The organism is Myxococcus virescens, assembly GCF_900101905.1.
Lineage (GTDB): Bacteria > Myxococcota > Myxococcia > Myxococcales > Myxococcaceae > Myxococcus > Myxococcus virescens.
In genome coordinates this window covers 13,558-38,648 of the sequence record NZ_FNAJ01000007.1, presented here as the reverse complement: position 1 = coordinate 38,648, position 25,091 = coordinate 13,558, and the positions used below count along the sequence as shown (strand labels likewise).

The window sequence follows — 25,091 nt, the reverse complement described above, 5'->3', positions numbered from 1 at the left end:
CAGGGCGCTGGCGAGGGTTGGGGCATGCCCCCCCATCAAATCCCGAACCCGGGGTCGCGTCGACTCCCCGGCCTTCTGCATCCGTTCAGTGGAACATCCCGGCCCGCACATGCGCCGGAAACCCGTCACTCCCGGTGTTTCCAGCCCCTGCGGCGAGCCCGGATGCCCACCAGGCAGGCGCTACTCGTCGAGCAGCTCGACGTTCCAGTACGACGCATCCGCCAGATGCAGGAACGGCAGCCACTCCCGGTACGTCACCTTGCGAGTGGCGCCGCGGAACAGCGGCGTCCAGCGCGGGCGCACGGGCTTCTTGAGCAGCTTCATGTGGGCCTGCTCCGGCGTGCGCCCCCCCTTCCTCAGGTTGCAGGGCACGCAGGAGCACACCACGTTCTCCCACGTCGTCTTGCCGCCCTGCGTGCGCGGCATGACGTGGTCCAGGTTCAGCTCGCTGCGCGGCAGGTTCTTGCCGCAGTACTGACAGGTGTCGTTGTCGCGCGCGTAGATGTTGAGCCGGGAGAAGCGCACCCGGCCTCGGGGCAGATGGTCATACGCGCTGAGCACCAGGACACGGGGAACGCGGATGGTGCGCTCGATGGTGGTGATGCAGTCCTGTGTCGCGCTCAGCGCTGCCCAATCCGCGAACTCGTAGAGCCGGTATTGCGAGTCGATGGCCTTGGCCACCCCCAGGTACAGGAGCGAGAACGCCCGCTTCACCGAGGTGACATGCACCGGCTGGTAGTACCGGTTGAGGACAAGCACGGCGCTGTTGATCATGGCGGGTTCCCTGGAATGGCGGCCGCGACGGCATCCGCGACGGCCTGGAGCTCCTCCTCCTCGAGACACCGGACGTCGAGGAGCACCTCGCCATCCGCGATCCTCCCAATAACCGGCGACATTCCTCCGCGCAGGCGCTCCAGGAATTCTTCCGGCGTCCCTAGGGTGAGGATGCACGCGGAGGACGGCAACCTGGCCAGCGGCATGGCACCCCCACCCACCTGCCCCTCCACACTGGCCACCCGCGCACGCACACCCCGCCCCGCCAGCAGGCCCTGCAGCCGTACCGCCCGGGCGCGCAGGTCTTCCGGCGGCTGGGCGAGCAGGCGATGCACCGGAACCTCGTCCGCTCGGCCATCCCGGTACAGCGCCAGGGTGGCTTCGAGCGCGGCGACCGTCAGCTTGTCCACCCGCAGGGCCCGCATGAGCGGGTGGGCCTTGATGCGTGCCAGCAGCACGGACCGGCCCACCACGACTCCCGCCTGGGGTCCTCCCAACAGCTTGTCTCCCGAAAAGGCGACCACGTCCGCGCCCGCCGCCACGGCCTGGGCCACCGTGAGCTCCCGGCTCAGGCCCTCGCCCTTCAGCGGCACCAGCGCGCCCGCGCCCAGGTCCTGGAACACCGGCACGCCGCGCGCGCGGCCCAGCGCCGAGAGCTCCGCGACCTCCACCTCTTCCGTGAAGCCCACCAACGCGAAGTTGGAGCGGTGCACCTTCACCAGCAGCGCCGACTCCGGGCCCAGCGCCGCCGAGTAATCCGACAGCCGCGTCCGGTTGGTGGTGCCCACCTCCACCAGCTTCGCGCCCGACTGCCGCATCACCTCCGGGACACGGAAGCCGCCGCCAATCTCCACCAGCTCACCGCGCGACACCACGCACTCGCGGCCGGACGCCAACGCCGCCAGCACCAGCAGCACCGCGCCCGCGCAGTTGTTAACGACGACCGCGTCCTCCGCGCCCGTCAGCGAGCGCAGCAGCCCCACCAACGGCGCGTAGCGACTGCCCCGCTCTCCCTCATCCAGGTCGTACTCGAGGTTGGAGTACCCCCGGGCCACCTCCGCCACACGCGCCACGGCCGAGGCCGCCAGGGGTGCGCGTCCCAGGTTGGTGTGCAGCACCACCCCGGTGGCGTTGTGCACGGGCCGCAGCCCCGGGGTGGCCAGCGTGTCCAGGGCGTGCTGGACGTCCGCGTCCTCGAAGCCCGGCCCACCCGACGCCACCAACCGGCCCCGGGCCCGGTCCACCGCCAGCCGGAGCGCGGCCACCGCACGGGCCCTGGGGACTCCGCTCAACAGGGGTTCCAGCGACGGGCGCCGCAGGAGCTGCTCGACGGAGGGGAGCGCGCGCAAGAGCGCATTCTTCCCACCGTCTCCACTGTTCGACGGGGCGCCCACGCCCCGAGTCTAGGGGAGCCGCCGGGCAAGTTCCAGGCGCGCCCTGGAACATCGGGGTGACAAAAGGAAAAGGCCCAGCCTCCCTCGGGGAGACTGAGCCTTCGGACTAAGCGCTATGAGCGCTCAGTAGGTACTCAGACCGGGCGAACGTTCTGAGCCTGCAGGCCCTTGGGGCCACGGGCCACGTCGAACTCGACCTTCTGGCCTTCCTGCAGCGTGCGGAAGCCCTGGGTCTGAATCGCAGTGTGGTGGCAGAAGAGATCCTCGCCCCCGCCGTCCTGCATGATGAACCCAAAGCCCTTCGCGTCGTTGAACCACTTCACGGTACCAGTCGCCATTACGCTTCTCTTCGTCTTTCTCTACCAGCTTCATGAATTGAGCTGGTTGCCACGCCGTGTGAGGGTGCGGCCCTGGCCATGTGTCACGTTTCCGGCCAGTTGCATAGGGGGTCCCCCACACGCAGGCACCCTTTTTCCGGGTGTGGACATAACCCGCGGCATCCGCGCCCCATTCCGCACGAATTCTCCACCGACACCACCCAGCAGGCGCCCGGATGGCGGCAGCGCACCTACTTCGCGGCGCTCTTGAGCACCGGCAGCTTGGGCGCCCGTCCGTACAGCAGTTGGTACGTGTTGAAGGAGCGCAGCACGCGCTTGATGTAGCCGCGCGTCTCGGAGATGGGGATTTCCTCCACCCATGCGTCCAGCGCCAGGTCCGGCCTGTCGGACCTCCAACGATTCACCGCGCCAGGACCGGCGTTGTAGCTGCCCACCGCATAGGGCGTGTGCCCGTTGAAGCGCTTGAGCAAGCCGCCCAGGTAGTGGGCCCCCATGCGGATGTTGAGGTCGGGCTGGAGCAACTGGTCCACGCTGAAGCGCTTGAGCTTCAGCTCGCGCGCCACGCCCTTCGCGGTGGACGGCATCAACTGGGTGAGGCCCATCGCTCCCGCCCACGAGAGCGCCTTGGGGTCCAGCGCACTCTCCTCCCGCATCAACGCCTGGAGCAGGTCCGGCTCCACGCCCGCGTCCGCGGTGTGCTTCTCGATGCTGTCGCGGAAGGCGTTGGGATAGGCCACCTCCCACACCACGCGCGTCTCCGGCGTGATGCGCCCGCTCAAGTCCTTCCGCAGCGCCAGCCGCGCCACCGCATGAGCGGAGCGCTCGTCCCCGGCCTCGTGCAGCACCAGCACCAGCAGGCGCACGGACTCCGCGGGCAGATTGGTCCGGTTGACGGCCAGCATCTCGGACGACACGGCTTCCTTGAAGCCCAGGCGGTACAGCTCCACGCCCGCGCGGAAGTGCGGGTCCTCGCCCATGGGGCCGGCGAACAGCGGCCAGGGGCTGGCGGCCTCGGGCACGGTGAAGATTTCGGCGGACACCTTCTCCAGTCGCGGCGGGTCCACCTTCGCCAGCTGCGAGCGCGCCATCAGCCCGTAGTAGGTCGCCGGGTGGTCCACGGAGAGCTTCTCGAACAGCTCCGCCGCGCCCTGGATGTTGCCCTTCTCTTGCATCGTCCGCGCCCGCCAGTAGCGCGCGCGCTCCACGTCGTAGCTCTCATCCGCCTTGGCGAACTGCGCCTCGATGCGGTCCAGGAACGACAGGCCGGAGTCCTCCACGCCCGTGGTGCGGGCAATCCAGAACGCCTTGAAGAGCGCCTCGCCCAGGAAGTCCCCCTGCGGGTACAGCCGGGCCAACGTGTCCAGGCGGGCCATGGCCTCCTTCGGACGGCCCGTCTTCAGGTAGAGGTCGGCCGCGTAGAAGAGGCCGTCATCCGCGAACGAGTGGTCCGGGAACTCGCGCGCCAGCCGCTCGTAGGTCTCCGTGCCTCGCGCCTGGTCGACGATGGAGCGCGACGAGCCGAGCACGTACAGCACGCGCGCCAGCAGGTCGCGGTCCTGGCACTTCTCCGCCACGGGCGTCAGCACCTGGATGGCGCGCGTGTGCTGGCGCTCCTTGCGCATGCCCTTGCCGAAGGCGAAGTGCGCGCGGCAGGCCAGCGGGTCCGGAAGCGCCAGCTTCGGCAGCAGCGGCTCCAACTGCTCCAGGCCGGCCTTGTTCCGGTGAAGCTCCACCAGCGCCTCGCCACGCCCCACCCGCGCATCGACGGGCGGCGTCTGCCCCTTGAGGCGCTTCTCGGCCTGCTTCGACAAGGCGGACAGCGGGTGCGCGGCCCACAGGCGCCACAGCGCGGCGCGCTCGGCGGCCTTGTCCTTCTTCTCCGCGGCGATGTCGGCGATGGCCATCAGCGCCTCGGCGCCCACGTTGCGGCCCCAACTGGGCGCCGCGCGCGACGTGAGCGGCTCCAGCGCGGCCATGGCGCCCGCCGCGTCCTTCTTCTTGCGCAGCACCCGCGACAGGGCCAGGCGCGCGTCCACGTACAGCTTGGACTCGGGTGGCACCTGCTCCAGCAGGACCGCGGCCTCATCGAAGCGGCGCAGGCTCTCCAGCGCCACGCCGCCATGCGTCAGGCAGCGGTCCTTCAGCGCGGGATAGTCCGGGGCCAGCGCGGCGAATTCCTTGGCGGCGGACGCGTCATCTCCGGCGCGCACGGCGGCCAGGGCGCGCAGGTAGCGCACCGGCGGGCTGTCACCCTCGTCCTTCAGCAGCTCGCGGGCGCGCGTGTACTGTCCACGGTCGAACGCGTCACGGGCCTCCTTCTTCTTGCCCTCGCCGAAGTAGGGCGCCAGGTCCTCCAGCGCGTAGCGGCGGCCCCGGTGCACCACTGGTGTGGGCGGCGCGGCATTGGGGAAGGCGGGGTTGAGCACCTCCACGTAGCCCACCGGAAGCGGCGCCTTCTCCGAGTCGGGAGGGGGCGACAGCTGCGCCTCTGGAGGCGCGTTGCTGGGGTGCTGGGCCGGCGCTTCGGACGCCTCGGGCTCGGCCGGGGTGGACGAAACCGCCTGCGGGGCGGGTGCCTGCGCGGTCATCAGGAGCGCGGAGGCGGCGACGGCGAGCTTGGAAAGGAAGGGCTTCATACGCGGGGGCTGGGTCCCAGGGAGATGCGCGCGGGCTCGCCCCAGGACAACCGGCAGGTCATGGAAAATTTCCGGAGGCTGACACAGGTTAGACTGTCCGCCTCCTCATGGACATCCGGACACAGAGCGCGCTGCTGGCATCCATCATCGGGCTCGCCCTGGGCGTGTCCATGTTGCTGCGGCCCGGAAGGCCCAGGGTACTGACGCTGTACTCCGTCTTCGCGCTGACGGTGGCCGGCTACTACCTTTCGCTCTTCTTTCACAGCGTCTTCCCGGCCGGCGACTACCCGTGGACCTCCCGCATCTTCGTGGGCGCCACCATCCTGGTGGGTTCCCTGGTGCCGGGCGCGGCCGTGGCCTTCTTCCTGGAGTTCCTGGGGGTCAGCAAGGGGACGAACCTGGTGGGCCGCCGGCTCGCCCTGCTGTCCGCCGTCCTGGGGCTGACCGTGGCTGTCACCCCTCTGGCCGACAAGCTCTGGGCCCGGGTGGGCATGGGCGTGTGGGTGCTGGGCACGCTGCTGACCTACGGTTCATTGCTGCTCCACCGGGTCCGCACCACCGAGTCGCGCATCGAGAAGTTCCGGCTGGCGTACCTGGCCAGTGGCGCGGGCGCGGCCATCCTCTTCTCCGCGCTGGATTTCCTGGTCAGCTTCGGCATCCCCTTCCCCACGCTGGGGTCGGTCTTCTCCACGCTGTACCTGTTCTTCCTGGCCCACACGCTGCTGCGCCTGCGGCTGATGGACCTGCACGAACTGCTGGGCAAGATCGCCTCGCAGACGGTGCTGGCCAGCATCCTGGCCGCCGTCTTCACGGTGCTGACGGCGTGGGGCAAGGAGAACACCGGCCTCTTCCTCTTCAACACGGTGGTGGCCGCGTTCGTCATCCTCATCCTCCTGGAGCCGCTGAAGGTGAAGGTGGAGGAGATGGTGGTGCGCATCTTCTTCCGCGAGCGCTTCGCCCTCCTGGACTCACTGGGCGCGCTGCGCGCGCGCATGGCGAACGTCATCGAAATCTCCGAGCTTGCCCGGCTGGTGCTGGACACGCTCCACGAGACGGGTCGCGTCACGCACGCCTCCGTGTACCTGCTGGCGGAGGACCGGCCCGGGTACCGGCTGCTGGATTCGCGCGGGCCGCTGCCGGTGGCCTTCCTGGACACGGCGGTGGCGCGCGGCCTGCTCTTCGCGGCGGCCAGCGGACAGAAGGCGGTGCTGCGGGAGAACGTGGAGCGCCGCATGGCCACCATGCGGCTGCAGGCGGTGGAGGGCAAGCGCTACCGGGACGAGCTCAAGCGGCTCAACGACACGCGCACGGCGCTGGTGCAGGTGAAGGCCGGCATCGCCGTGCCGCTGATGGGCAATGACCGCGTCATCGGGTTCCTCAACCTGTGGGACGAACGGGTGCCGGAGGCCTTCGCGTCCGACGAAATCGCCATCATCCTGGAGGTGGCGGAGCGGCTGGCGACGGTGCTGGAGAACTCCAAGCTCTACGAGAAGATTCGCGAGCGGGACCGCCTGGCCGCGCTGGGTGAGATGGCGGCGGGTCTCGCGCATGAGATTCGCAATCCGCTGGGCGCCATCAAGGGCGCGGCGCAGTGCCTGGACCCGGCGCACTACCAGGGCGAAGACGCGGAGTTCCTCGAAGTCATCGTCGAGGAGGTCAACCGGCTGAACGGCGTGGTGACGGCGTTCCTCGACTACGCGCGCCCGCTGAAGCAGAGCTTCGGCACCACCGACCTCAACGAGGTGGTCACGCGCACCATGCGGCTCATCCAGAACGATGTGCCGCCCAACCTCCACCTGGCCGTGGAGTTGGACTTGATGCTGCCGCGCGTGGACGGCGACGCGGAGCAGCTCAAGCAGGTGCTCATCAACCTGGTGCAGAACGCGGTGCAGGCGCTCGAGACGCGCGAGGGCCGCATCAGCGTGCGCACGGAGAAGCCGGAGCGCTTCGGTGAGCTGCGCAGCGCCGGCACCGAGTTCGTGGAGGTGCAGGTGTCCGACAACGGGCCCGGCATTCCTTCGGACCAGCACCCGCACATCTTCGTGCCGTTCTACACGACGAAGCAGAAAGGCACCGGCCTGGGGCTGGCCATCTGCCAACGCATCGTGAAGAACCACGGCGGCAGCATCTCCGTGCAGAGCAAGATGGGCGAAGGCACCACGTTCGTCATCCGCCTCCCCGCCCTCCCCTCCGAGCAGCCACCCGCGGAGGCCATCTCCGTGGACGGTCTGCCTGCCGGGAAGCGGCCGTCGCAGTCATTGCCTGTGTCCGATGAACTCCGCGACGCGGGCAAGCCATCGCATGGGGACGGCCGCGCCAAACGGGAGCGCCGCAAGCGGCTCCGCGCGTAGCGACACCGGGCGGTACACCAGGGGAACGCACCTTCCGGACATTGCTGCTTTCGCCCCTGGGGGCGAGCGCCTATAGGGCATCCCCATGAGCGCATGCCCCTTCTGCCAGAACTCGATGCAGCTCACGCCCAGCAGTGAGCTTCCCCTGGAGACCTGTGGCGCCTGTGGCGCGGTGTGGTTCGAGGGTGAAGCGCTCACGAAAGTCATGGGCGGCTCCGTGTCGGATGCGCTCCTGCGACGCGCGAAGAACCGCCCAGGATGCTGCAAGGGCTGTCAGGGCGAGCTCCAGTCCGTCCCGGAGTGCACACACTGCGGCACCCGCGCCCCCACCTGTCCGCGCTGTGGCCGCGCGCCCCTTCCCGTGGTGGAGGTGTTCGGGGTCCCCATGGAGGTGTGCTCGGGCTGCGCGGGCGTGGCCCTGGATGAGGGCGAGCTCCAGCAACTGCAAGACGCCGTGGAGGCGTACCGCGATGAGCCGCTGGATGCCCGCGCCACGGTGCGGCTCGAAGGGCCCCCCTGCTGTACCGCGTGCCGGCGCAAGCTCCGGCTGGAGCACGGCTTCGTCGCGGAGGAGCGCCTCTACTGCGGGAGCTGCGCGCCCAGTGGCGCCACCCCCTACAGGGAAACGTTCAGCAGCCATGACATCCCGATGTTCGTCCCCACCCGGCGCGGAGGCCAGACCCTCAACCTGGCCGGGTATGCCTCCGAGGGCTTGATGTGGCTGCTCCACCGGATGCTCACCCGATGAGCCGGGCGAGCGCCGCGCGGCCCTCATCCCAGTGACGCGGACGCCTCGGCCAGCTTCTCCTGCGCGGCCTCCCAGCGGGCATAGAGGTCTTCCAGCTCCTCCTTGCTCGCGCGGTGCGTGTCCATCAGCGGCTTGGCGCGCGCGAAGTCGTTGTAGAGGGCCGGGTCCGCGAGCTGCGCCTCGCGCTCCTTCTGTCCGGCCTCCACCTCGGCGATGCGCGCCTCCAGCTTCGCGATCTCCTTCTTGAGGGGCCCTTCCACCACGCTGCGGCGCTGGCGCGCCTCCGCCTCCAGGCGCTTGCGGTCCTTCTCCGTCATCGGCCCGGAGGCCACCTTCTCGCCCCGCGCCTGGCCCGCGGCCATGGCCGAGGCCTCCGCCGCCGCCTGCTGGAGCTTCTGCTGGTGGTACAGGTAGTCGTCCAGGTTGCCTGGGTGCGGCGTGAGCTTCCCGTCCGCGACCTCCCACACGTGCGACGCCAGGCCGTTGATGAAGCTCCGGCTGTGGCTGACGAACAGCAACGTGCCGCCGTAGCCCTTCAGGGCTTCAATCAGCATCTCGGCCGAGTCCAGGTCCAGGTGGTTGGTGGGCTCGTCCATCAGCAGGAAGTTGGACGGCACCAGCAACAGCTTGGCCAGTGCCACCCGCGCGCGCTCACCACCACTCAGCACGCCAATGGGCTTCTCCACATCGTCGCCGCTGAAGAGGAACGCGCCCAGCACGCCGCGCACGTAGCTCTCCGGCTTGTCCGCGGCCAACGGGCGCACCTCTTCGATGATGGTGTTCTGCCGGTTCAGCTTGTCCGCGTGGTGCTGCGCGTAATAGCCCACCACCACGTTGTGCCCCAGCGTCACCGTCCCGGTGTCCGGCGCCAGCTCGCCAGCGACCATCTTCAGGAGTGTCGTCTTGCCCGCGCCATTCGCGCCCACCACGGCGATGCGCTGCCCACGCTCCACGCGCCCGGTGAGGCCGTCGTAGATGGTCTGCGCGCCGTACCGCTTGGTGATGCCCTCCAGCGTCACCACGTCGCGCCCGCTCCGCTCGACCTCGGGGAAGCGGAACTTCATCGACGTCCGCTCCTCCAGAACCTGCACCTTCTCCAGCTTCTCCAACATCTTCGCGCGGCTCTGGGCCTGCCGCGCCTTGGTGGCCTTGGCGCCGAAGCGGTCGATGAAGCCCTGGAGCTCCGCGCGGCGCGACTCCACCTTCTCGGCGCGGGCCCTCAACAGCTCCTTCTCCTCGGCGCGCAGGCGCTTGTACTCGTCGTAGTTCCCCGCGTACTCGCGCACGCCCTCCACTTCCAGGGACACCACCCGGTTGATCTGCCGGTTGAGGAAGTCCTTGTCGTGGGAGATGAGCACCAGCGCCTTGTTGGAGCGGCGCATGAAGTCGTCGAACCACGTGAGCGTGGGCACGTCCAGGTGGTTGGTGGGCTCATCCAACAGGAGCAGGTCGGGGTCCTGGAGCAGCAGACCCGCCAGGGCCGCGCGCATCCGCCAGCCGCCGGACAGCGCGGAGGTGGGCTTGGCCAGGTCCGTGTCGCGGAAGCCCAGGCCCTTGAGGATGCGCTCGGCGTGGTGGCGGCCGTAGCGGTTCTCGAAGTCGTCCAGCTCCGCGTGCAGGTCCGCCAGGGACTGGGACAGCTCCAGCTGGTCCTCCTCGTCCGTGGCGGCGGCGAGCGCCGCCTCCGTCTCCTTTAGGCGCGCCTCCATGGCATCGCGGCCGGGCACGGTGCTCATCACCGCCTCCACCACGGTGCCATCCGGCAGCCCGGCGATTTCCTGCGGCAGGTAGCCCGCTCGGGCCTTGCGGCTGTACTGCACCGTCCCCGAGTCGGGCTGAGCCACGCCCGCCAGGATTTTCATCAGCGAGCTCTTGCCCGTCCCGTTGGCCCCTACGAGGCCCACCCGGTCCCTGGGACCCAGTGTGAAACTGTCCTGATCGAAGAGGACCTTCTTTCCGTAGGAGAGACAGAGGTCCTGGGCGATGACGAGGCTCATGGCGCCGGGGATGTAACAGCCCGCGAGCCCCTCGGGAATGTCGGATGTGCCCGCCCGTTCGCTCTGGGGCCCTACAGGGGCTTTCCGGGTTGGGCCAGGGCCTGTCTATACTCTGGCCCCACATGGCTGCCCCCTGTCCCCATTGCGGAAGCACCGACGGCGTCGACCACCTCTGTTCAGGCCAGAGCCTCCAGCTCCTCGGCCAGGTGCTCGACGGCCGTTATAAAATCGAAAGCGTCCTGGGCCAGGGCGGCATGGGCATGGTGTTTCGTGCCACCCAGACGTCCGTGCAGCGCCCGGTGGCGGTGAAGACGCTCAACCCGTCGCTCGCCGCCGCCCCCCAGTTCTTCGAGCGCTTTCGCCGGGAGGCGGAGCTCGCCAGCCGACTGCGGCACCCCAACGTCATCACCATCTTCGACTTCGGCCGGTCGCCGGACGGCACCTGCTACTACGTGATGGAGCTCCTGGAAGGCGAAAGCCTGAAGGAGACGGTGAAGCGCCAGGGCCCCATGTCCCTGCGACGGGCCTTGAGCCTCGTGGAGCAGGCGTCGCAGGGCCTGGCGCACGCGCACGCGGAGGGTTGTGTCCACCGCGACCTGAAGCCGCACAACATCATGGTGCAGCAGCTCAGCGGTCAGGACTTCGTCAAGGTGCTGGACTTCGGGCTGGTGAAGGCCATGGAGTCGGAGGAGGAGGAGCAGCTCACCTCGACCGGACAGGTGCTGGGCACGCCCCAGTACATGCCGCCCGAGCAGGCCGGCGGCGAGTCCGTGGACCAGCGCTCCGACCTCTACTCCATGGCCGGCGTGCTCTACTTCTGCCTCACCGGCAGCTCGCCCTTCGGCGCGAACACGGTGCGCAAGGCGCTGACGGCGTCGCTCACCCAGGCGGTGCCCGCCGTCAACACCAAGCGCCAGGGCGCCCCCGTGCCGGCCGCGCTGGATGCCTTCTTCAAGAAGGCGCTCGCCCCGGAGAAGGAGGACCGGTACCAGAACGCGCAGGAGTTCATCGACGCGATGCTGGACACCGTGGCGGACCTCACCTCCGAGGAACTCGACGCCATGCCGAGCGGCGGCGTCCCCAGCGCCAGCGAGCGCGGCAGCAACAGCCGCAGCCGCTCCAGCCGTCAGGGGAGCCAGAGCGGCATCCGCTCCTCGCGGGTGGGCGCCGCGCCGACCCTGGGCCGGGGCTCCACGCCGTCCAACGTCGTCGTCGCCAGGCCCCAGGGCGGCGCGAGCGGCTCATCGTCCTCTCCCAGCCGCGTCCGCTCGCAGACGTCCCGGTCCGCGCCGCCTCCTCCGCCCCCGCCTCCCGAGCCGGAGGGCATGTCCACCGGCAAGAAGGTGGCCCTGGTCGCCGTGCCGCTGGTCCTGCTGGGCATTGGCGCGGCCGTGGTCCTGGGCAACCCGGGCGGCAGCGCCCCCGCGACGCCGGTGGTGGTGAACGTCCCCCGCGACGCCCCACCCGCCACCACGCAGACCGCGACCGGCACGACGGGAACGCCCGAGGAGTCGTCCGTCCTCACGGTGAGCCTCGATTCGACGCCGTCCGGCGCATCCATCTACGAAGGCGAGGAGATGGTGGGCACCACGCCCACGAAGCTCCAGCTCCGCCGCGACAAGGTGCACTCCTTCAGCTTCCGCTTGCCGGGGCACCAGGACAAGGAGCTCACGCTCAACCTGCGCCGGGTGGCCGGGGATACGCAGACGGCGAACGTGGTGCTGGAGCCCGTGCGAGCCGCGGCCCCCGGGCGTTCGCCGCGCCCCCCGCCGAAGCCGGCGAGCCCGTCCGGGCCTGACATCTCCGTCTTCGAGTAGTCCCTTCGGGGGCACGCGGAAGCACCGCGGTGCCCCCCTGTCCTCCCCCCCCGCGTCAGGCGAGCTTCGCGAGGGTCGGGAGGACTTCCCCGCTCTTGCCCACGATGCGGTGCTCGAAGCGGTTGGAGTTCTCCGCCGGGTCCAGGTTGACGAGCCACGTCTTCCCGCCCGCATTGCGCACCTGGTCCACGATTCCAGCGGCCGGGTACACGGCGCCAGAGGTCCCTGCGGCCAGAAAGACGAAGCGTCCACCCGAGGTGGCGGCCCGCAGCGAGAAGTCCTCGATGCGCTGGATGTCCGCCGGGTCCAGGTATTCGCCGAACCAGACGATGTGGGGCCGCAGCTGCTTCCCACACGCGTCGCACGCGGGCACCGCCCCCGCGGGGTACACGGTGGCGTCCTCGAACGGGGGCCGCTCGCAGCGGCTACAACGCGTCTTGAAGAGGTTGCCGTGCATCTCCACCACCCGCTGACTTCCGGCGCGCGTGTGCAGGCCGTCGACGTTCTGGGTGGCGAGCAGGAAGCGGTCCCCCAGGTGGCGTTCCCAGGCGACGAGCGCCTCGTGGCCCGGGTTGGGGTGGACGGCGGCGGCGGCCTTGCGGCGCTCCGAGTAGAAGCGCCACACCAGCGCCGGGTCCTTCCGGAAGCCCTCGGGCGACGCCACGGCCTCCACGGGTTGGTCCTCCCAGAGTCCGCTCATCCCGCGGAAGGTGGGGACTCCGCTTTCAGCGGAGACTCCCGCGCCCGTGAGAACGAGCAGCCAGGTATTCGAATCGAGGATAAGCGAATCCATGTCGGCTCCTGTGCGGCGGAAAGCGAATCAAGCTATGGATGGGACGCTGACCCTACCGGGGCCTGATGCTCGCGGGAGGTCGCCTTGCGAGGTCCCATCATGGCGGAAGTCACCCTGGATCTGCGCGGCATGCCCAAGGCCGAAGCCTACGCCGAGCTGAAGCAGCACGTGCGCGCGGTGCTCGAGGGCATCGACGACGACATCACCGGCATGGCCACCATGAGCTGCCTGCTGCACCACGCCTTCGGGCACCTGTGGACGGGATTCTACCGCGTCGTCACGCCGGGCCGGCTGCTACGGGTGGGCCCTTACCAAGGCACGCTCGGGTGCCTGGAAATCCCGTTCGGCAAGGGCGTGTGCGGTGCCTCCGCGGCGAAGGGCGAGTCGGTGGTGGTGGCGGACGTCCACGCCTTCCCGGGCCACATCACCTGTGACGGGCGCTCGGCATCGGAAATCGTCGTCCCGGTGTTCGGCCGCAACCGGGAGCTGCTGGCCGTGCTCGACATCGACTCCGAGTACAAGAACACCTTCGACGAAGTGGACCGCCGCGAGCTGGAAGAGCTGGTGCGCTGGTTCCAGCGGTAGCGGCGGCCCGCGTCCGGGGACTCAGCTCGCGCGTGCGTACGCCACGGCGAGCTGACCGGCGAAGCGCGCGTTGTTGATGAGCAGCGCCAGGTTGGCCTTGAGCGTCTTGCCCCCGGTGCGCTTCGCCATTTCCGACAGGAGGAAGGGCGTCACGGCCTTGCCGCGGATGCCCTGCCGGTCCGCGTCGGCGAGCGTCGCGGCGATGTGCAACTCCACCTCGTTGCGAGGCAGGGACGTCTCCTCGGGCGGAGGCACGGTGTAGAGCACCCCACCCTGCTTCAGCGACTCGAAGCGGGCGCGGGCGATGCGGGCAGCCGTGTCCACGTCATCCGCGCGGTGCTCCAGGGGGATGCCAGAACCCCGGCTGTAGAACGACGGCAGCTCATCCGTCCCCACGCCGATGACGGGCACGCCGGCCGTCTCGAGCAGCTCCATCGTCTTGGGCAGGTCCAACACGGACTTGGCGCCCGCGCACACCACGGCGACGGGGAAGCGCGCCAGCGCGGCGATGTCCTGGGAGATGTCGAAGTGCTCCGACGCGCCGCGGTGCACACCCCCAATGCCACCGGTGGAGAAGACACGAATGCCCGCGGCGGCGGCCATCTCACACGTGGCGCTCACGGTGGTGCCACCCGTGGCGCGCGTGGCCATGGCGATGGCCAGGTCCCGGGACGCCACCTTGAGCAGGCGCTCCTTGCCCTCCGCCAGCCGGCGCATCTCCGGCTCCTCCAGCCCGACGCACAGCTGCCCGTCGATGATGGCGGTGGCGGCGGGAACGGCGCCAGCGCGGCGGATGGCCTCCTCGCACGCTCGGGCCGCGGCCAGGTTGTCCGGATACGGAAGGCCCTGGGCCACGACGCTCGTCTCCAGGGCCACCAGCGGTTGGCCGGCCTTGAGCGCGCGGCGCACCTCTTCCGAAAAGCGTAGGTCCATGCCCAGGCGTTTAGCATGCCCGGATTCAAACGTCGGCTTGCGCGCGTGGCCCCTCGGGCCTATTCCCCTGCCGCCGTGTCCACGTCCACCACCGCCGTTGTGCCCGCCTCCTCACGCGGCATCTCCGCGTCCGACCTGGCCATCGTCGGCGTCGTGATTGCCTGGGGCACCAACTACACGGTGGTGAAGGAGGCGATGGAGACGCTCCCTCCCCTGGCCTTCATGTCGCTGCGCTTCACCATCGCGGCGTTGGCCATGGGCGCGCTGCTCCTCGGCGTCGAAGGCTGGAAGCCGCTTCCGCGCCCGGTGTTCCTCAAGCTGCTGGGGCTCGGGCTGGTGGGCAACACCGTGTACCAGGTGTGCTTCATCGTCGGCCTGGCGAACACCTCGGTGGCGAACAGCGGGATGCTGACAGCGGTGACGCCAGTGCTCGTGGCCACGCTTGGCGCCCTGTTCGGCGTGGATCGGCTCACTCGCCCGCTCGTCGCGGCATTGGCGCTGGGCGTGGTGGGGATGCTGCTGGTGCTGGGGGGACGCGGCGCGTCCGAACATGGCGCGTCCTTGCTCGGCGACGGGCTCATCGTCGGCGCGAGCCTCTGCTGGGCCATCTACACGGTGGGCATCCGCACCGTGGGCCCGGAGGTGTCCGCGCTGCGCATCACCGCCATCAGCATGCTCACGGGCGCACCGGGCGTGGTGCTCGCGGGCGTGCCCGAGCTGCTGCGACTGGAGACCGAGAACATCCGCGCCGGCGCCTGGGCGGGCGTCGTGTACTCGGCGCTGGTGCCGCTGGTGCTCGCGTACTTCATCTGGGGCCGCACCGTGCAGAAGGTGGGCAGCAGCCGCGCGGGGCTCTACAACACGGGCATCCCCGTGGTGGCCGCCCTCACGGCGTGGGCCGTGCGTGGAGAGCGGCCCACCTGGACGCAGGTGCTCGGCGCGGGGCTCGTCCTCTCCGGCGTGCTGCTCAGCCGGCGGAAGTCGTAGGCGCCGCGGCCCGACTCACTCCCGGCGCCCCCGCTCCACCGCGAGCCCGTACTCCTCAATCTTCTTGTCCAGCGTGGGCCGGCTGATGCCGAGCAGCGCCGCGGCGCGGACCTTCTTTCCCGACGCCTCGCGCAGGGCCTCGGCGATGGCATCGCGCTCCAGCCGGGCCACGCGTCCCTGCAACGTCTTCGCGCCCTCGTCGCCGCCCTCCTGGAACTCCGGGGGCAGTTGCAGCGCGCCCACTCGGCTCGCCGCGTACAGCAGGCCCAGTCGCTCCCCCACCAGCTCCAGCTCCCGCAGGTTCTGCGGCCACCCGTACTCCGTCAGCAGTCGCCGGGCCTCGGGACTGAGCGTCGGTGGCTCCTTCCGAATCCGGCGGGCCGCGCGCGCCGCGAACTGCTCCAGCAGCGGCAGCACGTCCGCGCGCCGCTCGCGGATGGGCGGGGCGTCCAGTTCGAAGCCCGACAGCGCCCGAGCCAACGAGGCCTCCACGTCGCCGCGCGCCGCCAGCAACGACACCGACGCGGGCGCGGTGGCCAGCACCCGCACGTCCACGGGCTCCTCGCCGCCTTGCCGCGCGGGCGCTGAGCGGCGCGCCAGGGCCCTCGCCAGCCGCTCCGAAGCAGGCCGCGCGAGCGACTCCACATGGAGCAGCACCAGCGAGCCCCCATCCGCGCGAAGCAGCGCGGAGACGACAGGCGGCTGCCCGGGCGCGCTCGCCCGGCCGAACAGCGCCTCCTCCACGGCATCGGCCGGCTCCCGGCAGTCCACCACGATGAAAGGCCCCAGGGCCCGAGGCGAACGCGCATGGACGAAGCGCGCCAGCAGCGCCTTGCCCACGCCCGGCTCGCCATGAATCACCACCGGCGCGGCGCTGGCGGCCACCCGGCGCGCCAGCTCCAGCAAGGCCCGCAGCGGCCGGGACGTCCCGGAGAGCGCGGCCACGGGCGGCTCCGCATCCACGCGGGAGCGCACGGTGGTGTAGGCCTCGCCCCCCAACCGTCCCAGCGCCGCGAGCAACTGGCCCTCACCCTCGCTGAACTTCGGCTCCGCCCGCGTCACGTACAGCACGCCGAAGGGCATGCCGCCTGAGGCGACCAGGGGCGCGCAGAGGACGTCATCCGTCTGGACCAGCTCCTTGCGCTCCAGCGCGGCCTGCGCCAGCGCGCGCGGCATCGTCAGCGCCTCCGCGCCCGCCACCGCCGCGGTGAGCAAGCCATCACTGCTGCCCAGCAGCGCGGCCGCGCGGTCGGCATTGAGTGCGTGCGCGACCTCATCCGCCAGGCGCCGCAGCACCAGGGCGCCACTCGTCGCGCCCAGCAGGGCAATGCCCGCCGAGTACATCGCCGCCGCCGCGCCCACGTGAGGCAGCACTTCCTCGATGGGCACCTGCCCCATCTTCTCCGGCCCGTCGGCCACCAGGGTCACCGGGGGCGGCTCGAAGAGGGCCGTCGTCACGCCCACGCGCACCTGGTCACCGGGCTTGAGCACCACCTCATCCACGAGGCGCTCGCCGTTGACGAACGTCCCGTTGCGCGAGCGCAAGTCGCGGATGCGCGCCAGCCCGTCCAGCACGGAAATCAGCGCGTGCTTGCGGGAGACCTGATGGTCATCCAGTGGGATTTCACACGAGGGACTGCGGCCAATCGTCGCCTCCGCGAGCACGTCGTGACGACGCCCCGCGGAAGGACCGGTGAGCAGCAGGAGGGCGGGCATGGGGCGCGGAGCCTAGCGCCCCGCGATGGCTGGGCAAGGCCCCCGGCGCCGCTTGCTACATCGGCCGTTCGGCGTTCAGGAGTTCACGGAGTTCCCGCTCGTCCAACGCCCGGCCTTCCCGGCTGATGGCCAGCGCGTTGACCTGGGTCTCCGCGACCTCCACGTGGGCACCCTTGCGCCACTCGGTTGTATGCACCGCGCCATCAACGAGCTTGCCCACCACGGAGCCCTCGTCCCGCCCCATGACCTCCAGCCACAGGTTCTCCGTGACGGTGTTCCCTTCGGGGTGGGTGTCGAAAGGAGCACGCACCAGGAAGGTGAGCGGCTCCATCAGGCCCTTGCGCTGGAAGCGCGCCAGGAAGGACGGGAGCACCAGCTGGGCCTCCCGCCGCATGGCCTGGGTCTGCTCCTCCGGCTCCTTCTCGAAGCGCTCACGGTAGGGCGCCAGGAGCTGGGACGTGTTGTGCCGGCCCAGCGGGGACACCACGGTGAGGAAGAGCCCCTCATGGCCCTCGAAGGTGTCCAGAGGGACGCCCAGCAGGTTGGCGCGGGCCTCTTCCGAGGGCACGAGCGTGAAGACCTGCCCCTCGCTGGTGCCCACCTGGGTGCGCAGCGCCGGCCCCTGCCCAAAGGCCAGGTCGGTGCACAGCTCGTGAAGGAAGCTCTCCGCGGCCAGCAGGTCCTTCTCGGCCAGGTGGAAGATTTCCAGGTCCCGGGCCCCGAACTTCTCCATCCCATGCGAGTGCACCCACAGGGGCGTGTCCCCCTCCGTCGCCTCCACGGCATGGAGGTGGACGTGGTCGCGGATGTCGAAGTCCAGCTCCGTGATTTCCGCCACGTCGTCGGGCTCGTGGAGCTTGAAGGCGGTGAGGTCCACCAGCACGCCCTGCACGTGCTCCAGCAGCGTGCGCACAGCCCACAGTGCCTCGAAGACAGGCAGCGTGGGCTGCGCCCCGCCCGGCTCCACGGACAGATGGTAGTAGGCCTTGGCGCGCCCCAGCCGCTCGAAGGCCTCCGGGCTGCCGCTGAACACCTCCTTGCGGAAGCGCGGCAGTCCCTCGGAGCCCCGCGTCAGGCGCACCAGCACCTCGGAGCCGTCCGCCCGCAGGGTGAACCCCTCGCCGTCCGCGTCCGGGGTGAACTCCACCTCATCGTTCGCGAAGGACGCGCGCAGCGCATCGAGGGGAGCCGGGCCCTCCTGCTCCGTCGCCAGCAGGTAGACCTCCATCACAGGTGCTTCTCGATCTGCCGAAAGAGGTCCACGCGGTCCACCAGGTTGGTCAAATAGTCGAGCTTGTCCGTGGGAAGCACGAGCACCGGCGACAGGCGGTAGCCCTCGAACCACTCCTCATAGAGGGCATTGAGGCGCTGCAGGTAGCGGGTGGGGATGTCCCGCTCCATGGCCCGGCCACGGATGCGGATGCGTTCACGAATCGTCTGCACTGGGCAGCGGAGGTAGATCATCAGGTCGGGGGGCCGCAACGACTCCGAAATCGTCTCGTACAGCTCGCAGTATGTCTTCCAGTCCCGCTTGTCGATGAGCCGCTGCCGGTGGAGGTTCTTGGCGAAAATCTCCGCGTCCTCATAAAGGGTGCGGTCCTGAAGCACCGTCCCGGAGGTGCGCTCCAGCTCCCGGTGCAGGCGGAACTTGTGCGTCAAGAAGAAGAGCTGTGAGCGGAACGCCCACGTCTTCATGTCCTTGTAGAAGTCCGCCAGATAAGGGTTCTGGTCGTTGGGTTCGAAGGAGGGCGTCAACCCGTACTTCCGGCAGAGGAAGGACGTCAGCTCCGTCTTTCCGGCGCCGATGTTGCCCGCGATGGCGATGAACTTTTTCCTGGCCACACCACCCCTGCTTGTAACCCCGCCGAGCGACGCGCACCAGAAACAACGTGTAGGTAGGACGTGGTAGAAGAAGTGCATGCCCCCCCGTCGTCCCGTTCAACGCGTGACAGGTGCCGCCGTCCTCCCTCGTGGGAGTCGCCGCCTGAGCGTCTGGCCAGGGAGCTTCGGCGGGCAAGCCCGCGGGCCCGGGCACCTTCCGGCCCTGAACATCGGCCCCCAGGAGGCGGGCTGAGGGATGCGCAAGCTCTTTTGCATTTTCGTGGCGGGCGTCTGGACGCTCTTCTGTTTCCCCATTGCCACCTTGGCGATGCTGCTCACGCTCAACCCCTCGCGCTCCATCTGGGTGGCGCGCGAGCTCTGGTCGCCCGTGCTGCTGTGGGCAGGGGGCGCCAAGCTGGAAATCATCGGCCAGGAGAACGTGGACCCGAATCGGCCCACCATCTACGTGGCCAACCACCAGTCCACCATCGACATCCCGGCGCACTTCCTGGCCGTCCCCATCCCTTTCCGCTACGTCGCCAAGACGCAGCTCAAGTGGGTGCCCCTCATCGGCTGGTACCTGGCGCTCGCGGGCCACGTCTTCATCAACCGCTCCAACCGCTCCAAGGCCATCGCCTCGCTCAACGCGGCAGCGGCCAAGATTCGCGGTGGCACCAGCATCTTCCTGTATCCGGAAGGCACCCGCTCGACGGACGGCCGCGTCCTGCCCTTCAAGAAGGGCCCCTTCGCCCTGGCGCTGAAGGCCCGCGTCCCCGTCTGCCCCGTCACCATCGAGGGCTCCGGCGACCTGATGCCCAAGTCCACCTGGAACATCACCCCCGGTCCCATCCGCGTGAAGATTGGCAAGCCCATCGACACGACCACGTTCGCCGAGAACGACCGCGAAGGGCTGGCCCGAGCCGTCCGTGCCGTCATCATCGCGGACAGCCTGTCCCTCGGGGGCAAGGGCGGCGACGTGGATGACGCCGTGGCCGCCGCGGGCGCCGAGGGCGTCAGCGACGCCAGCGCCCGAGCCCTCTCCTCCACCTGAGACGCCTCTCCGAGATGACCATTCGCCACCTCCGTTCCCGTCCCTGGATTCGCGCCGCGGTACTCGGCGTGGGCCTCCTGACTGGTTGCAGCACCACCTCCTCCAACTCCGCCAAGGCGCGCCCCACCGATCCGCTCTCCCAGGCGCGGGCCTACCTGGACGAGCATCAGCCCACGAAGGCCCTGGGGCTGCTGACAGACCTGCACCGGCAGACGCCGGACAACCTGGACGTGGCGCGCTCGCTCACCGAGGCCTACGTGAAGGCGGGGCAGACGGACGCGTGGATCGCGGAGCTCCAGAAGCGAATCGCGGCGGGTGAGCGCGCGGTCGACCAGTACATGCTGGGGCTCGCCCTCTTCTCACGCGCTCGCGACGCGGGGGCGCCCAGCGTCGCCGCCTTCGAGCGCGCCGCGACCCTGGCACCGGACACCGCGGAGTTCCACTACCGGCTGGGGCTCGCGCAGTTGGAGTCCGAACAGTACACGGAGGCGCTCGGGCCCCTGCGGCGCGCCACGGCGTTGGAGCCAGCCCGCACCGCCTGGCGCCTGCCGTTGGCCAAGGCGCTGCACCGCACGGGAGACGCGCCCGGGGCCGTGGAAGCCCTGGGTACGGTGGTGCGGGGCCAGCCCACGCCGGCCGAGGTCTCCACCGCGCGGGCATTGATGGAGCAGATCGCGGATCCGTTCTCCGGCTTCCCCAAGGCCGCCGAGGCCAAGCTGGAAGAAGGCATGCGCTACCTGAAGGACCTGGATGCGCCCCAGCACGCCATCCTCGCCTTCGAGGAAATCCTGCTCGACTACCCGGACGTCGCGGTGGTGCACGCCCTGCTGGGCCTGGCCTACCAACGCCTGGATGACTCGGGACGCGCGGTGGATGAGTTCAAGCAGGCCATCGAACGCGCCCCCCGCGATGGCAAGAACCACTTCTATCTGGGCGAGCTCTACCTGGCGCGCCAGCGCCCCGACGCGGCCCGTGTCTCCTTCGAGAAGGCCGTGGCGCTCCATCCGCTGCTGGAGACCGCGTGGTTCCACCTGGGTGACATCCACCTGGAGCGCAGGGACCTCACGGCCGCCCGCGAGTCCTTCACCGTGGCCACCGCCCTGGCACCGGAAGCCGTGGCGATGCGAGGCAAGCTGGCGCTCGTGTACCAACTGGAGGGTGACTTCGCCGCCGCCGAGCGCGAGCTGCGCCGCGTGGTCGAAAAGGACCCGGAGAACATGGAGTTCAGCCTGCGCTTGGGGTTGCTCTACACCGAGCAGGCGATGAAGGCCTCGCGCCCCGAGGCGCGGAAGACCGCGGCCAGCGAGGCCGAGCGTTGGCTGATGAAGGTGCTGGAGACCCAGCCTGAAAACGCGGTGGCGTCACGCGCGCTTCAGCAACTCAAGGCACAGTAGCCATCCACGGGCCCAGCCCTCTACACTCGTTGTCCGATGAGCGACGGTCGCAAGCCCCCCCAGCCTGGAACGCAGCCTCCTCGGGCGGCGTCTCCGTCTGGCTCTCAGCCGCGCACGCCGACGAACCCCGGCATGCCACGCGCACCCAGCCAGTCCAACCTGCGGGTGATGTCCGCCGCGCGCGCCGAGCCGCTCCTGAAGGAGAAGCCAGACGGCCCACTGGGGAAGCGCCTGGCGGGAGATGCGTCGAACCACCTCCTCAATGGCCTCTCCATCCTCAAGGAGCTGGTCGCGGACTTCCGGCGGAGCGACCGCTTCTTCAAATACAAGGCGTCCATCATCGCCGGCTGGCTGGTGATGACGGTGGCGAGCCTGGCCATTGCGTGCCCGGGCAGCACGGTGCGCAAGGGGGACATGGACGCGCGCCTGGTGCTCAGTGACAGGTTGGACCGGCCCTCGGTCACCATCTGGAACGAGAGCAAGGAGCCCTGGTACGACGTCACCCTCACCGTCAACGGGCAGTACCAGGCGGCGGTGCTGACGGTGGCCCCGGGTGAGTTCATCACCATCACCCCCAAGCAGCTGATGGGCTCCAGCGGCGCCGCGCCCGCGGACCTCCGCTTCCAGTCCATCCAGATGCGCAGCCGGGATGACAGCGCGGACCTCACAGAGGACCTCAACGCCGCCTGGGAGCGCATTCACAAGCCGCAGCGGTAGTCCGCCGTGGAAACACGAAGGGCGCCCTTCCTCTCGGAAGCGCGCCCTCGCGTTGCTCCCAGCCCCTTCTCACGAAGGGGCCAGGTATGCAGTCCGTACTGGACTACTCCGCCTTCGTCTCTTCCGCAGGCGCAGCCGCCTCGGTGTCGACGGGAGCGGCCTTCTCCGGCCGGTCCACGAGCTCCAGGAGGGCCATCTCCGCGGCGTCGCCCCGGCGGAAGCCGAGCCGAACGATGCGGGTGTAGCCACCGGGACGGCTGGCGTACCGGTCCTTGTACTCGCCGAACACCTTCTGCAGCACGTCGCGGTCCTTGACCGTACGGGCCGCCAGGCGAACGTTGGCGAGGCCGCCACGCTTACCCAGGGTGATGATCCGCTCCGCGATCTTCCGGGCCTCCTTGGCCTTGGGAAGCGTGGTGCGGATGGCCTGGTGCTCCAACAGCGAGGTCACCATGTTGTTGAGCATCGCGAGCCGGTGGCTCGTGCTGCGGTGAAGCTTCCTCTGTCCGACCTTATGGCGCATCGTCGTGCTCCGGAGTCCTGGTGAGGACTCCACCACTCCGGCCGTATCAGGTACCGGGTGGGATGGGCGGACCCGGCACGAGGCCCGCCGCTGTCATTCGGACCGGAAGACGTCCCAGCCCCCTCCCCTCGCGCCGCTGACCGCCGTACCGCGGCCACGTGGGGAGGCCCTGCGTGAACCCTACTACGCCTTCGGCTGCGCGGGAGCCGGCGCCTGCTTCGGCGGCCAGTTCTCCAGCTTCATGCCCAGCGACAAGCCCATCTCCGCGAGGATCTCCTTGATCTCCTTCAGAGACTTGCGGCCGAAGTTCTTCGTCTTGAGCATCTCGGCCTCGGTGCGCTGCACGAGGTCGCCAATGGACTTGATGTTCGCCTGCTGCAGGCAGTTCGCCGAGCGGACCGACAGCTCGAGCTCATCCACCGAGCGGAACAGGTTCTCGTTCAGCTTCGCCTCTTCCTTCGGCGCCTCGGCGACGACGGGCTCCTCCGTCTCGTCGAAGTTCACGAAGACGGTGAGCTGCTCCTTGATGATCTTCGCCGCGTACGCCACCGCGTCCTGCGGGGACACGGAGCCGTCCGTCCAGACCTCGAGCGACAGCTTGTCGAAGTCCGTGACCTGACCGACGCGCGCGTTGGTGACCTGGTAGTTCACCTTGCGGATGGGCGAGAACAGCGAGTCGATGGGAATGGTGCCGATGGGCGAACCGGCGACCTTGTTCACGTTGGCCGGCGTGTAACCACGGCCGCGGCGGCAGGTCAGCTCCATGCGGAGCTTGCCACCCTCGGAGATGGTGCAGATGTGGTGGCCCGGGTTGAGGATCTCGGTGTCCGGGTCGGTGATGATGTCACCGGCCTTGACCTCCTTGGGGCCCTCCGCCTCGATGCGGAGCGTCTTCGTCTCGTTCGTGTGCATCCGAAGGAGGACTTCCTTCAGGTTCAGCACGACGTCCGTGACGTCCTCGGACACCTCGGGGATGGTCGTGAACTCGTGGTCCACGCCTTCAATCTTGACGGTGGTGATGGCGGCGCCCTGCAGCGACGACAGCAGCACCCGGCGGAGCGAGTTGCCCAGCGTCGTACCGAAACCGCGCTCGAGCGGCTCCGCGACGAACTTGCCGTAGGTGGGGGTCGCGCTGTCCTGATCCACCTCCATGCGACGGGGCTTGATCAGGTCACGCCAGTTCTTCGCAACGAACGTATCAGCCATGGTGTACCGCTCCTCGGTTCGTGCCGCACCACCGACTTACCCACCGGCCTGGCGGGAGGATGCGCACGCGGGGACTGCGACTGCTTGAAAGCAAGACGCCCCGGCCTCGGCGGCCAGGGCGTCCACTGCGACATCCAGCGTGCTTACTTCGAGTAGAGCTCGACGATGAGCTGCTCGGAGATGGGCATCGTCAGGTCCTCACGGTTCGGAACCGTGGTGACCGTGCCCTTGAACGCCTTCTTGTCCAGGGAGATCCACTGCGGAACGCCACGGCGGTCCACCGTCTCCAGCGCCTCGGAGATGCGGAGCACCTTGCGGCTCTTCTCCACCACCTCCACCGCGGTGCCCGGCTTCACGGCGAACGAGGGGATGTTCACCTTGCGGCCGTTCACCTGGAAGTGACCGTGACGCACCAGCTGGCGCGCCTCGTTGCGCGTGTCCGCGAAGCCCATGCGGAACACCACGTTGTCCAGACGGAGCTCCAGCTGCTGCAGGAGGTTCTCACCCGTCTTGCCCTTGGCGGCGGACGCGCGGTGGTAGTAGCCGCGGAACTGGTTCTCCAGCAGGCCGTACATGCGCTTGACCTTCTGCTTCTCGCGCAGCTGCACGCCGTAGCCGGAGAACTTCACGCGGCCCTGGCCGTGCTGACCCGGGGGATAGGGGCGGCGCTCAATGGCGCACTTGTCCGTGTAGCAACGGTCGCCCTTGAGGTACATCTTCAGGTTTTCGCGCCGGCAGATGCGGCAGGCGCTGGCAGTGTAACGAGCCATTGAGAGGTCCTTAGAGGTGATCTGGAGCCGCCCCCACACCAAGGTGCAAGGGCAGCCCTGACGAAGGGGTTAGACGCGGCGACGCTTGGGCTGACGGCATCCGTTGTGCGGGATGGGCGTCACGTCGCGGATGAGGTTGATCTTCAGACCGGCGGCGGCCAGCGCGCGCAGCGCCGACTCGCGGCCCGCGCCCGGGCCCTTCACGAACACGGACACGTTCTTCAGGCCGTGCTCCATCGCCTTCGCCGCGGCGTCGCCAGCGGCCACCTGCGCCGCGAACGGGGTGGACTTGCGGCTTCCCTTGAAGCCACGCGCCCCGGCGGACGACCAGGAGATCACGTTCCCGGACACGTCCGTGATCGTGATGATGGTGTTGTTGAACGTGGACTGGATGTGGACCACGCCGTTGAGGATGTTCTTCTTGCCCTTGCGCTTCGACTTCTTCGCGGCAGGGGCCTCGCCCTCGGCGCCCGTGGACGCCGCAGCCGAAGTATTGATCTCGTCAGCCATGTGAGTTGCTGCTCCTGGGAGGAGGTGATC

At 69.3% G+C, this 25,091-nt stretch carries 22 protein-coding genes; 8 read left to right on the top strand and 14 right to left on the bottom strand.

Annotated features, from left to right (window positions below; all coding sequences use genetic code 11):
* Window positions 1–180: 180 nt before the first annotated feature.
* From BLU09_RS20940 to BLU09_RS20925, 4 genes are all read right to left on the bottom strand, one after another.
* Window positions 181–774 (bottom strand): HNH endonuclease, encoded by a 594-nt coding sequence (locus tag BLU09_RS20940; protein ID WP_090491299.1) that lies wholly within the window; start codon window positions 772–774, stop codon window positions 181–183.
* On the bottom strand, window positions 771–2,168 hold the full coding sequence (gene selA / locus BLU09_RS20935; protein WP_090491298.1) for an L-seryl-tRNA(Sec) selenium transferase: 1,398 nt from the start codon (window positions 2,166–2,168) through the stop codon (window positions 771–773). Before selA ends, BLU09_RS20940 begins: the two co-directional genes overlap by 4 nt.
* Before the next feature lie 134 nt (window positions 2,169–2,302).
* Complete coding sequence (locus tag BLU09_RS20930) at window positions 2,303–2,506, bottom strand: cold-shock protein (RefSeq protein WP_011553379.1); 204 nt, start codon at window positions 2,504–2,506, stop codon at window positions 2,303–2,305.
* A 230-nt stretch (window positions 2,507–2,736) separates the two neighbouring features.
* Entirely contained in the window at window positions 2,737–5,142 is a 2,406-nt protein-coding gene (locus tag BLU09_RS20925; protein ID WP_090491297.1) for a lytic transglycosylase domain-containing protein, read from the bottom strand.
* Window positions 5,143–5,249: 107 nt separating this feature from the next.
* Here BLU09_RS20925 and BLU09_RS20920 point away from each other — a divergent pair, with 107 nt between their 5' ends.
* Together BLU09_RS20920 and BLU09_RS20915 are read left to right on the top strand one after the other, a co-directional pair.
* A complete protein-coding gene (locus tag BLU09_RS20920; RefSeq protein ID WP_090491296.1) occupies window positions 5,250–7,493 on the top strand; it encodes a sensor histidine kinase in 2,244 nt (747 codons plus the stop codon).
* A gap of 85 nt (window positions 7,494–7,578) precedes the next feature.
* Window positions 7,579–8,241: a TFIIB-type zinc ribbon-containing protein gene (locus BLU09_RS20915; protein ID WP_090491295.1), complete on the top strand. Its 663-nt coding sequence runs from the start codon at window positions 7,579–7,581 to the stop codon at window positions 8,239–8,241.
* A gap of 23 nt (window positions 8,242–8,264) precedes the next feature.
* On the opposite strand, the gene BLU09_RS20910 is transcribed toward BLU09_RS20915, so the two are convergent.
* Window positions 8,265–10,238, bottom strand: a complete 1,974-nt coding sequence (locus BLU09_RS20910) for an ABC-F family ATP-binding cassette domain-containing protein (protein ID WP_090491294.1) — start codon at window positions 10,236–10,238, stop codon at window positions 8,265–8,267.
* Window positions 10,239–10,360: 122 nt separating this feature from the next.
* Between BLU09_RS20910 and BLU09_RS20905 the strand changes: the two genes are divergently transcribed.
* On the top strand, window positions 10,361–12,055 hold the full coding sequence (locus tag BLU09_RS20905; protein WP_167371123.1) for a serine/threonine-protein kinase: 1,695 nt from the start codon (window positions 10,361–10,363) through the stop codon (window positions 12,053–12,055).
* A gap of 55 nt (window positions 12,056–12,110) precedes the next feature.
* Here the strand turns inward: BLU09_RS20905 and BLU09_RS20900 are convergent, their stop codons facing one another.
* A complete protein-coding gene (locus tag BLU09_RS20900) occupies window positions 12,111–12,848 on the bottom strand; it encodes an SIR2 family NAD-dependent protein deacylase (RefSeq protein ID WP_090491292.1) in 738 nt (245 codons plus the stop codon).
* Between the two features lie 99 nt (window positions 12,849–12,947).
* Between BLU09_RS20900 and BLU09_RS20895 the strand changes: the two genes are divergently transcribed.
* Window positions 12,948–13,433, top strand: a complete 486-nt coding sequence (locus BLU09_RS20895; protein ID WP_090491291.1) for a GAF domain-containing protein — start codon at window positions 12,948–12,950, stop codon at window positions 13,431–13,433.
* Window positions 13,434–13,454: 21 nt separating this feature from the next.
* Here BLU09_RS20895 and BLU09_RS20890 read toward each other — a convergent pair whose 3' ends face one another.
* The gene (locus tag BLU09_RS20890; RefSeq protein WP_090491290.1) at window positions 13,455–14,366 is read right to left on the bottom strand and encodes a pseudouridine-5'-phosphate glycosidase; all 912 of its coding nucleotides are present in this window, start codon (window positions 14,364–14,366) and stop codon (window positions 13,455–13,457) included.
* A 75-nt stretch (window positions 14,367–14,441) separates the two neighbouring features.
* On the opposite strand from BLU09_RS20890, the gene BLU09_RS20885 reads away from it, so the two are divergent.
* Window positions 14,442–15,353, top strand: coding sequence for a DMT family transporter (locus BLU09_RS20885; RefSeq protein WP_090491289.1), 912 nt, complete (start codon window positions 14,442–14,444; stop codon window positions 15,351–15,353).
* Window positions 15,354–15,368: 15 nt separating this feature from the next.
* On the opposite strand, the gene BLU09_RS20880 is transcribed toward BLU09_RS20885, so the two are convergent.
* The 3 genes from BLU09_RS20880 to BLU09_RS20870 are packed head-to-tail and all read right to left on the bottom strand — an operon-like array spanning window position 15,369 to window position 18,911.
* Entirely contained in the window at window positions 15,369–17,069 is a 1,701-nt protein-coding gene (locus BLU09_RS20880) for an FHA domain-containing protein (protein ID WP_090491288.1), read from the bottom strand.
* A gap of 55 nt (window positions 17,070–17,124) precedes the next feature.
* Complete coding sequence (locus tag BLU09_RS20875) at window positions 17,125–18,300, bottom strand: DUF2314 domain-containing protein (protein WP_186817663.1); 1,176 nt, start codon at window positions 18,298–18,300, stop codon at window positions 17,125–17,127.
* Window positions 18,297–18,911: a deoxynucleoside kinase gene (locus BLU09_RS20870; RefSeq protein WP_011553366.1), complete on the bottom strand. Its 615-nt coding sequence runs from the start codon at window positions 18,909–18,911 to the stop codon at window positions 18,297–18,299. The genes BLU09_RS20875 and BLU09_RS20870 overlap by 4 nt, the downstream gene beginning before the upstream one ends.
* Before the next feature lie 235 nt (window positions 18,912–19,146).
* Here BLU09_RS20870 and BLU09_RS20865 point away from each other — a divergent pair, with 235 nt between their 5' ends.
* From BLU09_RS20865 to BLU09_RS20855, 3 genes are all read left to right on the top strand, one after another.
* A complete protein-coding gene (locus BLU09_RS20865) occupies window positions 19,147–19,941 on the top strand; it encodes a lysophospholipid acyltransferase family protein (protein WP_090491286.1) in 795 nt (264 codons plus the stop codon).
* A 14-nt stretch (window positions 19,942–19,955) separates the two neighbouring features.
* Window positions 19,956–21,335 (top strand): tetratricopeptide repeat protein, encoded by a 1,380-nt coding sequence (locus BLU09_RS20860; RefSeq protein ID WP_090491285.1) that lies wholly within the window; start codon window positions 19,956–19,958, stop codon window positions 21,333–21,335.
* 132 nt (window positions 21,336–21,467) lie between these two features.
* Entirely contained in the window at window positions 21,468–22,052 is a 585-nt protein-coding gene (locus tag BLU09_RS20855; protein ID WP_244171905.1) for a hypothetical protein, read from the top strand.
* 103 nt (window positions 22,053–22,155) lie between these two features.
* On the opposite strand, the gene rplQ is transcribed toward BLU09_RS20855, so the two are convergent.
* From rplQ to rpsK, 4 genes are all read right to left on the bottom strand, one after another.
* Window positions 22,156–22,575: a 50S ribosomal protein L17 gene (gene rplQ / locus BLU09_RS20850; RefSeq protein ID WP_011553362.1), complete on the bottom strand. Its 420-nt coding sequence runs from the start codon at window positions 22,573–22,575 to the stop codon at window positions 22,156–22,158.
* A 183-nt stretch (window positions 22,576–22,758) separates the two neighbouring features.
* A complete protein-coding gene (locus BLU09_RS20845; RefSeq protein ID WP_011553361.1) occupies window positions 22,759–23,781 on the bottom strand; it encodes a DNA-directed RNA polymerase subunit alpha in 1,023 nt (340 codons plus the stop codon).
* 143 nt (window positions 23,782–23,924) lie between these two features.
* Window positions 23,925–24,551: a 30S ribosomal protein S4 gene (rpsD, locus tag BLU09_RS20840; RefSeq protein WP_090491283.1), complete on the bottom strand. Its 627-nt coding sequence runs from the start codon at window positions 24,549–24,551 to the stop codon at window positions 23,925–23,927.
* Between the two features lie 69 nt (window positions 24,552–24,620).
* Window positions 24,621–25,061, bottom strand: a complete 441-nt coding sequence (rpsK, locus tag BLU09_RS20835; RefSeq protein WP_011553359.1) for a 30S ribosomal protein S11 — start codon at window positions 25,059–25,061, stop codon at window positions 24,621–24,623.
* Window positions 25,062–25,091 lie beyond the last annotated feature (30 nt).